11 protein-coding genes are annotated in these 13,730 nt (G+C 43.5%); 5 read left to right on the forward strand and 6 right to left on the reverse strand.

Annotated elements, in window-relative coordinates; translation table 11 throughout:
* Window positions 1-367: 367 nt before the first annotated feature.
* The 3 genes from KSK55_RS06430 to KSK55_RS06440 are packed head-to-tail and all read right to left on the reverse strand — an operon-like array spanning window position 368 to window position 5,025.
* On the reverse strand, window positions 368-1,108 hold the full coding sequence (locus KSK55_RS06430; protein ID WP_218608607.1) for a segregation and condensation protein A: 741 nt from the start codon (window positions 1,106-1,108) through the stop codon (window positions 368-370).
* The gene (gene smc, locus KSK55_RS06435; protein ID WP_218608608.1) at window positions 1,098-4,541 is read right to left on the reverse strand and encodes a chromosome segregation protein SMC; all 3,444 of its coding nucleotides are present in this window, start codon (window positions 4,539-4,541) and stop codon (window positions 1,098-1,100) included. Before smc ends, KSK55_RS06430 begins: the two co-directional genes overlap by 11 nt.
* Before the next feature lie 40 nt (window positions 4,542-4,581).
* Window positions 4,582-5,025, reverse strand: coding sequence for a DUF7518 family protein (locus tag KSK55_RS06440; protein WP_214420483.1), 444 nt, complete (start codon window positions 5,023-5,025; stop codon window positions 4,582-4,584).
* A 173-nt stretch (window positions 5,026-5,198) separates the two neighbouring features.
* On the opposite strand from KSK55_RS06440, the gene glyA reads away from it, so the two are divergent.
* Genes glyA through cofE form a run of 4 tightly spaced genes read left to right on the forward strand, consistent with a single transcriptional unit; the run spans window position 5,199 to window position 8,843 of the window.
* Window positions 5,199-6,443, forward strand: coding sequence for a serine hydroxymethyltransferase (gene glyA, locus KSK55_RS06445; protein WP_214420482.1), 1,245 nt, complete (start codon window positions 5,199-5,201; stop codon window positions 6,441-6,443).
* A complete protein-coding gene (folD, locus tag KSK55_RS06450; RefSeq protein ID WP_214420481.1) occupies window positions 6,440-7,279 on the forward strand; it encodes a bifunctional methylenetetrahydrofolate dehydrogenase/methenyltetrahydrofolate cyclohydrolase FolD in 840 nt (279 codons plus the stop codon). The genes glyA and folD overlap by 4 nt, the downstream gene beginning before the upstream one ends.
* Window positions 7,261-8,070 carry a dihydropteroate synthase gene (gene folP, locus KSK55_RS06455; protein ID WP_218608609.1) on the forward strand — a complete coding sequence of 270 codons (810 nt, stop codon included), beginning with the start codon at window positions 7,261-7,263 and terminating at the stop codon, window positions 8,068-8,070. The genes folD and folP overlap by 19 nt, the downstream gene beginning before the upstream one ends.
* On the forward strand, window positions 8,067-8,843 hold the full coding sequence (gene cofE, locus KSK55_RS06460; RefSeq protein WP_218608610.1) for a coenzyme F420-0:L-glutamate ligase: 777 nt from the start codon (window positions 8,067-8,069) through the stop codon (window positions 8,841-8,843). The genes folP and cofE overlap by 4 nt, the downstream gene beginning before the upstream one ends.
* On the opposite strand, the gene KSK55_RS06465 is transcribed toward cofE, so the two are convergent.
* A complete protein-coding gene (locus tag KSK55_RS06465) occupies window positions 8,830-9,039 on the reverse strand; it encodes a hypothetical protein (RefSeq protein WP_218608611.1) in 210 nt (69 codons plus the stop codon). The genes cofE and KSK55_RS06465 overlap by 14 nt on opposite strands.
* 361 nt (window positions 9,040-9,400) lie before the next feature.
* Here KSK55_RS06465 and KSK55_RS16595 point away from each other — a divergent pair, with 361 nt between their 5' ends.
* The gene (locus tag KSK55_RS16595; RefSeq protein ID WP_214420477.1) at window positions 9,401-11,272 is read left to right on the forward strand and encodes a S8 family serine peptidase; all 1,872 of its coding nucleotides are present in this window, start codon (window positions 9,401-9,403) and stop codon (window positions 11,270-11,272) included.
* Window positions 11,273-11,288: 16 nt separating this feature from the next.
* On the opposite strand, the gene KSK55_RS06475 is transcribed toward KSK55_RS16595, so the two are convergent.
* Together KSK55_RS06475 and KSK55_RS06480 are read right to left on the reverse strand one after the other, a co-directional pair.
* Complete coding sequence (locus tag KSK55_RS06475; RefSeq protein ID WP_214420476.1) at window positions 11,289-11,864, reverse strand: RPA family protein; 576 nt, start codon at window positions 11,862-11,864, stop codon at window positions 11,289-11,291.
* On the reverse strand, window positions 11,857-13,686 hold the full coding sequence (locus tag KSK55_RS06480; protein WP_218608612.1) for a hypothetical protein: 1,830 nt from the start codon (window positions 13,684-13,686) through the stop codon (window positions 11,857-11,859). Before KSK55_RS06480 ends, KSK55_RS06475 begins: the two co-directional genes overlap by 8 nt.
* Between the last annotated feature and the right edge of the window lie 44 nt (window positions 13,687-13,730).

The following is a 13,730-nucleotide window of genomic DNA, read 5'->3' on the forward strand; positions in this document are numbered from 1 at the left end:
CAGTATTCCTATGTCAGAACCGATACTGCACTTCAATGCATTCGTCGGCTCTCCATTAAAACGGCCTCTTACGTTGCTCCCTGAAGGTTATATACTTTTGTATTTACCTTCCGAAGCAAACATTCCCCGGCCGCCGGCTCCTGATGTTTCAGGAAGCGTGTGGGATACAATAGTTGATCGAAGTCACATATATAGATATCCTGAATCTGAAGGAAAATTTCGGCCACCATATAATATTCAGTCTGCCTCTGGTTCATCACCCGATATTTTCTAATTCAATTTTTTAACGATATTTTTTCAAAATTATACATCTGAAACAGGAACTGGTTAGATCTCTGGAGATCTCTATTGTCTCTATAGCGCAGTTTCAGTTCGTACTGATACTCTGATATTCATGATTCACCGCATAGAGTCCCGGCAAGGGAGAAATATACACCTCGCCAAAAAATGTCTCCTGAATGATCTCGAGATATCCTTCATGCATAAGGAATAACAAGGGAATAAAGACATGAACCGGAGGCCATGAAAGCCGATTCGCCATATCTGATAAGGTGACTGTGCCCCCGGAAGTAGCGCAATCGGCAAAGCAGGACAGAACCTGCATAGCACTTTCCTGGTAGGCTTCTTCATGAGCGATTGACACGACTTCTTCGGTATAAACTAGTCCGTCAAAACTCCAGACCTCACGTTGGCGCCGTCGCTCTTCTTTTTCAGCATTTCGAAGAAGATTTATCAGATCATACAGAGTAATTGGTTGTTTCCGCATGTTTTTGCGTTCCAAACGACGCTTGATCTCATGCTCAAGCAAAGATACAGGATCATGAAAAGGCAATCCCGGATTGTGGGGATCAGAATCATCGTCAGTTAAACCACAATATTCGTCTTCTTCATCTGAAACACAGGAAGTTTCTTTGAGATAATCTGATTTGATTCGAAGAAGTGTAGCAGCATATAAGAGAGTTCGCGCTGAAAGACGAAGATCAAGCATTTCCTGTTTCTCCATTTCAGCAAAAAACCGGTCGGTTACTTCAATGATATTAATATTCCAGGGATCTATCTCACCCTGCTCTGCCATTTTTACCAAGATCTCAACAGGATCATGAGTCATCCATACTCACTCCCGTAACTAGACTTGTTTTATCCGGCCGGATAGTAACTCCCAGAATCCTATCAGCTGCATCTATCATAGGCTTCCGAAGAGAAATATTAATAAACTGAGATTTATTCGATAATTCACGAATCATATCTGCAATTCTCACAACATTTGACCCATCCAGATTCATATCCACCTCATCAAATGCATAGAATGGTGCCGGAATGTACTTTTGAATTGAAAAAATGAAAGCAAGAGTAGTAAGAGATTTTTCTCCTCCGGAAAGAGCAGTAAGATGATGTACTTTTTTATCCCTGGGCTGGACTGCAAATGAAAGCCCTCCAGTAAATGGATCTTCCGGATTTTCCAGTTTTAACTCACCTGTGCCCATCGTCAGACGTGAAAAAATGTCCCTGAAATTTGTATCAATCGTGGTAAATGCTTCATGAAAGGCTTCATACTTTTTCTTTGAAAAGAATTCTATTCGGTCTTTGATATCTGATAATTCACGTTCTAATATTTCCACACGAGACATACGGTCCGTTACAACGGCATAGACCTGATCATACTCTTCAATTGCCCGCATATTCACATCGCCCAGTTTCTCAATTGAGATTGTTGTTTTTTGTACCCTGATTTCTATCTCATCTTCAGTCAAATCGGTAACACAATCACCGGCTTGTTCTGCAAGTGATGAAATCTCTTGAGCAAGAATCTGGGATTTTTCTTCCATGCTTTCTATCTTCAACAGGACACGGTCTTTTTTACTGATAAATTCACGAACCTCTAGATCAAAATCATCAGATTTTTTAGAAAGAACGCCCCGTTCTGCTCTCAGATCTTCAATTTCCTGAGAAAATTCAGCAACGGTGGATTCGGCTTCGGAAATTACCTTCTCTTTTATAATAATTTCTTCCTGACATTCCCGAACCTCATCATCATACTGTTTGACTTTTTCACGAATGCGTTCCATTTGTTGCCGTTCTTCTTCAACAGTTTTTTGTGCGAAAGAAAGTTCCATCCGGATTTCGCTTATTTCCTGTTCCTTGTTATGCAGGCGCCTTTGTATCTCTGTCTTCTGCCGTTCTGCTTCTTCACGTTGCTCATATAAAAGAGGGATGCCAGTATCAGATAAGCGGTCTGCGATCTCATTTATTGAAATCTGAATTCGGGTGATACTCTGGTTCTTTTCCTCAATAGCCTTCTCAATCACTGCAAGGTCATTGGTCCCTCCATGAACCACTCCAGGAGTTGCATCGCGTTGTACCTGAAGTGATTCTTTTTCTGATAGTAAAGAGGATTTTGCAGCTTCTGCAGACTCCAACTGACCTTTGGCCCGTACAACAGCGGCTTCCAGTTCAAGTCTTCGCTTCTGCACTTCATCCCGCTCGACAGTCTGTTGTTTAAGCGACTCGGATATCATCTCCTCTTCAGCAGTCAGATGAGATAACTGTAAGGTCAGGTGTTTTAACTCATCCACAGAGGTTGAGCCAAATCCCCCAGTGTCCTTTTTAATACTCCCTCCAGTCATCGATCCAGATGGCTCAATCAATGAACCATCCAAAGTAACCATCCGTGATGACCCAATACGCCTGCGAGCATGTTCAAGAGTATCAAGTATCAGTGTGGAACCAAAAACAACACGAAATGCACTATCAAACCGTGGATCATAATCAAGAAGGTCAAGTGCAAATCCAATAACATCTGATCCAGGAGGGAGGGGTGGAAGCGGTTTTGGTCTTATTTTATTGAGAGGAAGAAATGTCACACGGCCGAGTTTATGATCCTGCAGATACCGGATAGCATCAGCGGCGATTTGATCGGTTTCTACAACAACAAAATGGATTTTTCCTCCAGCAGCAACATTCAATGCTGTTGAATATTCTGGTTTACATGTTCCCAGATCTCCAATTGTTCCAAAAACACCATCCATTCCCAGAACTGCTTCCATCGCACGGCTGTACCGGCCCTGAGCCTGTTGTTGAGCTTCCTTCCTGCCAATCTCAACTTTAAGATCCCGAATCTGTCGTATCAAACGCTCATGTTCTTCCCTTTGAGAATAGAGGGCTGTATCAAGATTTGCCATTTTCTTGTCATGCTCTTTTTTCTCTTCGGTAAGGCGGGCAAGAGCTATAGTAAGGCCGGCAATATCCTCATCCTTCTCTTTTAGATCTTTATCCAGCGAATATATCCGGGAAGTCAGACGGTCCTCTTCAGCACTTCGCATTCGGGAGCGTTCGATAAGCAGGTTTTGCTCCTGAAGCAACTCACCACGTTCTTCTTTGAGGCGGTTTATCTCAAATCTCAAAGAATCGAGACGAGATTCTTCCTCTTCAAGACCTTTTGTCTCTTGCGCAATTGAAGAAGAGATCCTATCAAACTCATTCTGAACCGCTGTAGCTGTCATCGAAAGGTTTGTCCGATCTATCATCAGACTACGCATCTCATTATCACGGGCCTGAACTCGCTCTTCCTGTCTTTTTACCCCAGTAAATATGTCGGATAGCCTCTTGTTTGCTTCTTCCTTTTCTCGTAAAGCCCGATCAATAGTCCGATGGAGACTATCAATTGAAGCTTTTGCTTCAGCAATCCGGGAGACCAGAGCCATATAATCACTGCCTGTTTTTGCAGCGATTTTCTGATCAATTGCTGCAATTTCTTCCCGGATGAAATCACGTTCATGCGATTTCCACGAAATATCTCCATCTATCTGAATAACCTGATCCTTTTCTTCAGTAATACCCATCAAAAGAGCATCCTGATCTTTCTTCAGGGCGGAGAGACGAGCAGCAGATCGGCACCTCGTCAGATTTTTAAGCTCATCATGGAGTGTTCGAAATAACACCGCTTGTTCTTTCTGTTTTTCCAGTTGAGTGAGACGTATACTCAGTTCCTCAATATGAACGGACTCTTCAGCCATCCGTTCACGAACCTGGGATAACTCTTGCAAGGCAAGTTCCTTTTTTGCATCAAACTCTGCAACTCCTGCAATCTCATCGATGATCTTTCTCCGTTCTGAGTCACTCATCTCGATGATCCGGTTGATATCCCCCTGCATGACGACATTATACCCATGAGGGACAATTCCATGGCCAGCTAAAAATTCTAACAGTTCACCCTGCCTGCAGGGTCGACCATTCAGATACAGGTAATTGTAATAGGTATTCTCGGTTCGTTTAATCCTGCGTCTGATAACAGTCCCGTCAGAAAAAGTAATCTCAACTTCTGCAGTATTCCGATCATTATTCAGATTGATAAGATCAGTCAGTCGCTCGGCACGCAGATGACGGGATGAAGAAAGTGCAAGGGCAAATAGAATACAATCAATAATATTGCTTTTTCCAGATCCATTTGGTCCTGAAATTACAGTAAATCCTGGTAAAAATGGGATTTTTGTTTTTCTCCCAAAAGATTTGAAATTATCAATTTCAAGCTGTGTGATATGCAAATCCTTACACCAGAGCAAGGAAGGGTATTTTATTCAAATATTACGAGTCTTCAGTTGGCTCTTTGTCTTCAGCAATAATGAGATCACTCTGTCCACTCCGTTGATGCTGGTCTTTGTACCGGCTTCTGGCATCACGGGCTGACGCTATGATTATATCCTCACCCATATCTTTCTCTGGCTGAAGTGTTCCATCCGGCTGCATCTTCAGGGTAATTTTGTCACGAGGCGGTGTAACGGGAGGTTTTGCCAAATCCTTATCAGCTTCTGCAGATTCACGCTCAACTTTTCCCCGTGATATCGGTGGTGCTACTGCCTGGATGACCGGTGGTGGACGCTGTTCCTTTTTCAATTTCATAACAACAGCCTTCATATCCAGCATTTCGTCAGTCAGACCTTTGATGAGGGCTTCTAGATCAACAATTTTCCGCTCTAGCTGACGGACCCGCTCATCAAGATTATTCGTCCCAAACCCTTCTTCACTCATGAATAACAGCCCTGATTTAACCCGATTAGAGTATCTGTGATAGTGTTAGATACCAATACATATATATTTCCCTTCTCATTTCTTCAGATTATGCGAATAAGACACCAGCGTGGGGACGATAATGACGGGATTTACAAAACCATATTACCCTTTTATGCCAGATGTGTATGCACATGTCCTATCTGGAAACGACTGATCCAGAAATCGCAGCGATCATCGATAAAGAAACCAATCGTCAGATAAACGGTCTTGAACTGATAGCTTCAGAAAACGTCGTAAGTAGGGCGGTCCTTGAAGCTTCTGGTTCGATCATGACTAACAAATACGCTGAAGGGTATCCTGGCAAGCGATACTATGGCGGATGTGAGTTCCATGATATGGCAGAAAATCTGGCACGTGACAGAGTATGTTCACTGTTTGGTGCAGAACATGCAAATGTTCAGCCACACTCCGGCAGCCAGGCTAATATGGCCGTTTACTTTGCGGTTTTAAAACCAGGTGACAAAATCCTCTCCATGAATCTCTCTCAGGGGGGTCATCTCTCCCATGGCTCTCCGGTTAATTTTTCAGGGATAATCTATGAGTCACATCAGTATGGTGTGGATTTGAAGACAGAACGGATGGATTATGGCAGTATTGCTGAAATGGCAAAAAAAATACAGCCAAAAATCATTGTCTGTGGTGCAAGCGCTTATCCGAGAGAGATAGATTTTAAAGCATTTGCAGATATTTCAGAAGATGTTGGTGCATACTGCGTTGCAGATATCGCTCATATTGCAGGTCTTTGTGCAACAGGCATACACCCAAGCCCGGTTGGGCATACAACCTTCACCACATCAACCACGCATAAGACCCTCCGTGGCCCTCGTGGAGGATTCATCCTCTGTGACAAGGAATTTGCCGCACCCATTGACAAAGCAGTATTTCCGGGAATGCAGGGTGGCCCACTTATGCACATTATTTCAGCAAAAGCGGTCTGTTTTAAGGAAGCATCAACCAAAGAGTTTGTAAAATACTCAGAACAGGTTGTAAAAAATTCCCGGATTCTTGCCGAAACGCTTGCTGCGCATAATGTCAGACTGGTTTCAGGAGGAACTGATAACCATCTTTGTCTACTGGATCTGACAAACTTTGGCATTACCGGACTTGAAGCTGAGCAGGCACTTGGAAATGCAGGGATAACAGTCAATAAAAATACAATTCCAAATGAAACGAAAAGTCCTTTTGTTACCAGTGGTCTTCGTGTCGGAACTCCTGCAGTTACCAGCCGCGGTATGAAAGAGAGTGAAATGAAACAGATTGGTGAGTGGATTGCTGCAGTCATCCGTGACAGTAAAAACACAAGCCTTCAGGAAAGCATCAGGGAAGAGGTAAAATCCCTTGCCAGCCAATATCCTCTTTACCCTGATCTGACATGATATTAGATGGTAAAGGACTTGCAGCACGAAGACTGGAGTTGCTGAAAGAAGATATAATTGAGGGTGGCCTTACCCCCACTCTTGCTACAGTACTGGTTGGTGATGATCCTGCATCTCATATGTATGTCAGGATGAAACACCGTGCCTGTGAGCAGGTGGGCATTTCTTCTGTGAATATTTCCCTTCCAGAAGATACCACAACAAATACTATGCTTGACCGAATCCATCAGTTGAATGAAGATTCTGATATTGACGGGATTCTTGTTCAGCTTCCTCTGCCTGCATCCATAGACACACAAGCAGTGCTTTCAGCAATTCGGCCTGAAAAAGATGTTGATGGATTTCACCCACTCAATATGGGAAGGCTAGTAACCGGTCTTGAAGGACCACGGCCCTGCACACCAAAGGGCATCATGACCCTGTTACAGGAATATCATATCCCCATTGCTGGCAAACGGGCGGTTGTTGTAGGAAGAAGTGTCGATGTCGGAAGACCGATTGCACTCCTTCTTCTTCATGCACATGCCACCGTTACAATCTGTCATAGCAAAACAGAAGATCTCCCCTCAATAACAAAACAAGCAGATATTCTGGTTAGTGCTGCAGGGAAAGCGGGAATTATCACAAGAGATATGGTAAAGCCTGGTGTAACAGTCATTGATGTGGGGACTAATCAGGTGAATGGAAAACTCTGTGGTGACGTTGCATTTTCAGAGGTTGAACCTGTCGCTGGAGCCATAACACCGGTTCCTGGTGGTGTTGGTCCGATGACCATCGCTTCACTCATGGAGAACACCGTCAATAGTGCAAGGAACCGATGCGGTCCTTTTATGTAAAGGATATTCACATCGGCAGGCAAAGACCTGTTCTGATGGGTGTCCTGAACATCAGCCCTGAATCTTTTTATCCAGGATCATTTGTACCAATATCCGCCGTGCATGAAGCTGCGGATAAAATGACTGCAGCCGGCGCAGAAATCCTTGATATTGGTGCACGGAGCACTGCTCCAAACAGTCAACCAATATCGGTTTCTGAAGAAGTAGAAAGAATTCGGGAATGTCTTCGCCAACTAAACGGTGAGGATTATGTGGTGAGCATTGACACCATGTACCCAGAGGTATTAAATGCTGCTCTTCATTTTGATGTAAGTCTTGCAAATGATATATCCGGACTTATGAATCCTGAATTAGGTCATGTTATCGCAGACGCAGGAATACCAGCGGTGATAATGGCGACGCGGAAAAGCCCGGGAGATGCAACATCAATACAGGAAACACATGAAGCTATCAGGTTGATTCTTTCTCGAGCTTCTTCGCTTGGCATAGAAGACATCATTTTAGATCCTGGAATTGGGAAATGGGTACCTACACGTACAGCAGAAGATGATTGGGAATTGTGCAAGAAATTTGAAACAATTCAACAATACGGGCATCCAATTCTGGCTGCAGTATCAAGAAAATCATTTATTGGAGAAGCAACAGGTCAATCCCCAACTGGAAGACTGGCTGGAACCCTTGCAATAACATCTCTATTAATAGAAAAGGGAGCTGCAGTTATTCGTGCTCATGACATCCCAGAAACAATGGATTTAATAAAAACAGTTATGCATATGAGAGATACTGCATGAATCATTTTCAGATTTTTGGCCTTCGTACAAATCTTATAAAACCAGGAGATACACTTCTGGACCATATTTTTACCGCATTGCAAAACCAGAATCTATTTTTTAAAGAGCATGACATCCTTATTCTGGCAGAATCTGCAGTTGCGACAGCGCAGGGACGAGTCACCCCCTTGTCAGGTATTATACCATCTGACCATGCAAGAAAAATTGCAAAACAGTATGATATTGATCCTGCCCTTGCTGAGATTGTCATCAGTGAATCTGATGTTATTGTTGGCGGAATCCCTGGTTTTTTATTATCAATAAAATCAGGACATCTTCTTCCCAATGCTGGTGTAGACGGATCAAATGCCCCGGAAGGTTATGTTACCCTCCTGCCTTCTGATCCTGATGCACTGGCCCGAAACCTACGGATGACGATCCTTGAAAAAACAGGATTCCATATTGCTGTACTTATTGTCGACAGTCGTACTCATCCGATGCGATATGGATCAGGTGGTGTAGCGATAGCATGTTCAGGTATTCCTGCTGTGATTGATGAACGTGGAAAGCATGACCTCTTTGGAAGAGAACTGAAGGTAACCAGAAGAGCGATTGCAGATAACCTTGCTTCAGCAGCTGAATTAATCATGGGTGAATCAAATGAACAGATTCCAGCGGCTTTAGTTCGGGGATTTGATATTGAATTTGGAGATTATGAAGGAATAGAATTAATCTCTCCAGATGAGTGTCTCTTCATCGGAAGCCTAAAAAAAGCCTATGTTAATCCTCCCTAACGCTCTTTTTTAGTTCATACAGGAGGATGGTAATTCCGGTAAGAATAACAATTACCGGCCAGAAGGGGAATGTGAAATGCCAAAACCCAAGATCATTTCCTAGCCAGACGATACCCCAGCTGAGAATGAATAGGCCTATGACAATAACACCAATACTGACATTACGAAAATAATTCATCATAGAACATGCTTCCATGAGATAAATCAATGAGCGGTACAGATTACAACCCGAAGGGCATATCCCAGGTATGATTACATGCATTACATTTACACTTTGCAATCATACTTCCAGATTCTGTGGTCACGAGATCATCAAAATCTGTATCTTTCGAGTTACATTTAGGGCAGATTATATCTCCCATGGTATCAGCATCACCCGGGGAAGGGTCTTGTATACACTTCTTATTCTGGATCTATTTTAATCCGGTGACTCTCAAAAAATGTCTCTTCTTTACATATTTTGAACTTTATCTAAAATATGAACCAAATATATGAGAAACTTCTTTCATATAGAAGATTAAATATAAATCCGGTTATGTTTTTCATAGGGGGTTTCTATGATTTCACGAAGTAACATTTCTATTGTCACTCTTTTAGTTTTCGTGACAGTAATTATCTGTGCTCTCACACAGACAGGAACTGCAATTCCAGACACTGGAATTCTGACCGTTCCATCAGCATTAAGCCCGGTTCAATCAACAGCTGTTGCTCCTGTCTCTTCAGGATCTACAATACAGTCTTCTGCCATTCCTATATCGGAAACACCGATAGCTGTCTCTGCAGAATATGCGCCGGATCGTCTCATTGTCAGGTACAATCCAGATAAACCACGGGCTCAAACCGGCATGATGTCTATCGAGTCTGTCACCAATGCCCAGGCAGGAACATCAGTTCTCGCAGATTTGTCTGATGCCGGAGTTCCAGGTATGCAGGTTGTGCAAGTCACCAGTAATACATTAGATGCTGCAATGGAAGCGTATAAAGCAAGCCCTGATGTGCTCTATGTTGAACCTGATTACAAAATATCATTAAGTCCTGTCGAAAAGAATGGAAAAGTTGTCGACGCAGGGGCTTTAAGTATTGAAAGTGCTATTTACCCAAATGATCCTGGATATAAATATCTCTGGGGAATGCACAATACCGGGCAGGCCCCATTTTATGGGACTTCTGATGCAGACATTGATGCTCCTGATGCCTGGGGTATTACGACTGGTTCGCCCCATGTTGTTGTTGCGGTTGTAGATACCGGAGTTGATTATACGCATCCTGATCTTTCTTCGAATATCTGGCAGAACACGGGTGAAATTGTCAATGGAATGGATGATGATGGGAATGGATACATTGACGACATTCGTGGCTGGAACTTCGCCTCAAAGAATAACAATCCTATGGATGACAACGGACATGGAACACATTGTGCGGGTACCATTGCGGCTGTTGGAAATAATGGAATCGGTGTCGCAGGAACAGCATGGAATGTCAAGATAATGCCACTGAAATTCCTAAATGCGCAGGGGTCAGGATATGTGTCTGATGCAATATCTGCAATATTGTATGCAAACCGTAAAGGGGCAGCAGTTATTTCTAATTCATGGAGTGGAAGTGGATACACCCAGTCATTGAAAGATGCAATTGATGCATCAAATGCAGTTGTTGTTTGTGCAGCAGGTAATAGTGGAAAGAACGCAGATGCAAGTCCCCAATATCCGGCTGCATTCTCAAGCAGTAATATCCTCTCTGTTGCTGCCACAGATTATTATGACCGGCTGGCCTCTTTCTCGAATTATGGATCGAATTCTGTTGATCTGGCAGCCCCGGGTGTGAGCATCTATAGTACTGCCCGATCGGGAAGTTACCAATACTTAAGCGGCACATCGATGGCAACACCTCATGTTGCAGGAGTTGCAGCACTTATTAAATCACAAAATCCCTCCATGTCAGGAACCCAAATACGAAGTAAAATATTCAGTAGTGTTGACAGAGTCACGTCTCTCTCAGGAAAGGTGGCATCAGGTGGAAGACTCAACGCAGCAAAAGCGCTCGGAGGAGCAGCACCGACTCCAACGCCAACAAAAACTCCTTACCCAACTGTAACGCCCACAAAGTCACCAACCCCTTCTCCGACGTATAATCCGTATCCAACCGCTACTCCAACTGTGTCACCAACACCAAAACCTGGCTCCCAGTTAAATGCAGCATTTTATTCTGCACCAGTGTATGGAAAAGCACCATTACGAGTACAGTTTATTGACCAGTCATATGGAAATCCAAACAGATGGATATGGTCTTTTGGTGACGGAGGATTCTCCTATCAGAAAAATCCATATCACACGTATCTGAAAAAAGGAACATTTTCTGTGAGACTGACAACGAACAGAGGGGGAGTTTCCAGCACAGTTTATAAACAACGGTTAATTACCGTTACGTAACTTTTTTTTTAAAAAATCAGAGTTGGATAGAAGCAAGTGCTTCTTTGATTTTTGGCCGCCAGGAATCAGGCGAACGCTGGTATATTTCAGCAGCCTTTTGATGATCCTGGTCATCAGTGTTTTTTTCTATTCTGTCCAGTGTCAGCCTGGCTGTGTCAAGGATCCAACAATCTACGACTGATTTATCAACAGCAGTTATAGATTCAGCCCGGATCGACACCAGATTTCTCCCATCAGGAGCCTGAAAGACACCGGGTTTTCCGATAATGGCAACATATGATGGTGATTCTATGGTTGAGATCTGGTGTAATGCTTCTGGTTGATAACTTCCAGCACTGACAAAAAAAATGCCCGTCGGATCCATCACCCGAATCTGATAAAATACAGCCTCACCTTCCGATTTTTTCTTCTCGGTCAGGGTTCCGGTGATAAAAACTCTGTTGCATCGCTCACCAGTTGGAAGAAGGATATATGTAGGGCTTTTATCATCTGATCCTTCTCTGAAATGGTGATACGCGTCTCTCAGTTCTGCTGCAAATACCCTTTTTGCAGACTCACGTTCAAATCTTTTATTTGCTGAATTATCACTCATCTGATGAACCCTCCGCACGGTTTATCAATTCTGCTAATGTCCCGGAATCAAATGTCTGAAATTCACAATTATAGGCAAATAGCCGATTATCAAACGTTTTTCCCCGACATATAAGGTAACGACCCAGAATTTGCTCATTCACATGATAAAAAACGGTATCAAGCCCAAGCGGATTGTTCTCTGCCATCTCCTGCGCTGAAATGAGATTCAATCCGGTCAGCTCTTCCACACCTTCACGAGAAATAATTGTATCATAGGTCTTCTGTCCATCATCCAGCCATCCCTTAACCCGAAGATCATAGAAATAATTTGGTTGTATTTCATGAATTGGACAATAATTTTGTCGTGATAAGACTCTCCCGCATCCTTCAACCGGACACCGTTTGATAAGCCCGGAGCCTGGAGAGAGATGAACAAATGCTCCCTTTATTTCTTCATTGGATGAGCGGACCTGAATTGTTGCAGATTCATCTGGTAGAAGCGTTGCACCATTCAAGGTGAGAGAAAGACGATTATTAAATTCATCTACCGAAGCGTAGTAGATGCCATAGACCATATCTGGTAACAGCCGCTGAGCACTATCATCCTTCCAGGTAACAAAACGCATGGTTCCAGACTCATCTCCAACAAGACCTGATTGTAATATCCTATCTGAAGTCGTCTCATATTCCTGGACGAGTTTAACCCGTAAACATACAATTCCAGGGCCTGCCTGACCAACCGGGATAATATTTGGTCTGATACTCCTATCATCTTCAAGAGCCTGAAAAGATCCCGGAGCGATTTGCAGACTGAGTGCACCACGATATCGATCAACAACTGCTGAAGATATCTCATACCACCGGTTTTCCTCCAGTGGTATCGCATCCGGAGTATTGCGAATGACAAATTTTATAGCGCCTGTTTCATCTGCCAGAATACCGCGCTGAAGTATCTGCTCAATATTGGGATTCTCAACGGCGACAACCTTTGCTCCTACCGAAAAAACACCAGGGGTGATCTGCCCAATTGGTGTATTTTCCATTTTAGGGATATCATCACGGTTCAATGGAGTGATAGTGGTTCCAGAATGAATTTTTACATTTACCTGTCCGTTAAATTCATCGGTTTCCACGAGATCAAGCCGATACCACTCACCCTTCTCCATCAGAGGGGCTTCAGCTGATGCCCAGACGGTAAACCGGGTAGTCCCACTTCCATCTGCAATAATTCCGGTTTGAGAAATCGACGGAGAACGTGGGGGAAAAAGAGCTGTGACTTCACCTTCTATCGAAATCCACCTGTTGGGGACCAACTGCCCAATTGGTATAATCTCCGGAGCAGGAGCATCTTCTCCTGATATTTCGGTTATGGTTGTACCTTTGTGAACCTTCAGACTCACTTGTCCGTTATATTCATCAGCTACAGCAGATTCAAACCGGTACCACTTTTTTTGTTCGACAGCGGGTGCATTATCATTTGCCCAGATGACAAACCGGATCGACCCAGTACCATCTGCAATAATGCCACTCTGTGCAATAGAGGGTGAACGGGACGGAAACAGAGTAACAACCTGTCCTTCGATTGTGACCCATTGTTCAGCCTGAATCTCTGCTACTGGAGTGAGCTCATTGTTATTTTTCTTCGTCGGTGTAGATGAGGGGAGTTCCATGCCAAACATCCTGGCATAATCGCTCATAATTGACCGTTCTGCCTCTGCGGGTGGCACAGAAAACTCGTCTACAAATCGGTAAATACGCTCCTCCAGTTTTGCCCGGTCGATTGGATGACCTGCTGCAGCAAATTTTTCGGAGATCCTGTCTGCGATTTCTTTTAGTTCCATTTCATCTCCAGGTAAAAGGTCCGCCATCAGGACATATTAAATCC

The sequence above is a fragment of the Methanospirillum hungatei genome (assembly GCF_019263745.1).
Taxonomy (GTDB): domain Archaea; phylum Halobacteriota; class Methanomicrobia; order Methanomicrobiales; family Methanospirillaceae; genus Methanospirillum; species Methanospirillum purgamenti.